Below are 409 nucleotides of genomic sequence, written 5' to 3' on the forward strand. Positions count from 1 at the left end.
CGTCGCCCATCCGGAACCCGTCGCGCGAGCCCGGCAGCACGTGCGGCGCCGCGCTCATGTTCTCCTGCCCGCCCGCGACCACGATCTCCGCGTCGCCCGCCGCGATCGCGTTCGCCGCCAGCATCACCGCCTTCAGGCCCGAGCCGCATACCTTGTTGATCGTCATCCCCGGCACCGCGCTCGGCAGCCCGGCCTTGATCAGCGACTGCCGCGCCGGGTTCTGGCCCGAGCCGGCCGCCAGCACCTGGCCCATGATCACTTCGCTCACCTGCTCCGGCTTCACGCCGGCGCGCTCCAGCACCGCGCGGATCACCGTCGCGCCCAGCTCCGGCGCCGCGATCTTCGCGAGCGTGCCGCCGAATTTGCCGACCGCGGTCCGCGCGGCCGATACGATCACTACGTCCGTCAT

Annotated in this window: 1 protein-coding gene; it reads right to left on the bottom strand. The window is 72.6% G+C overall.

Features of this window, described 5'->3' with window-relative positions:
* The coding region (locus HWX31_RS34690; protein WP_279613163.1) for a thiolase family protein at positions 1 to 409 on the bottom strand (409 nt) is incomplete at both ends.

The organism is Burkholderia ubonensis (assembly GCF_902833085.1).
GTDB lineage: Bacteria > Pseudomonadota > Gammaproteobacteria > Burkholderiales > Burkholderiaceae > Burkholderia > Burkholderia ubonensis.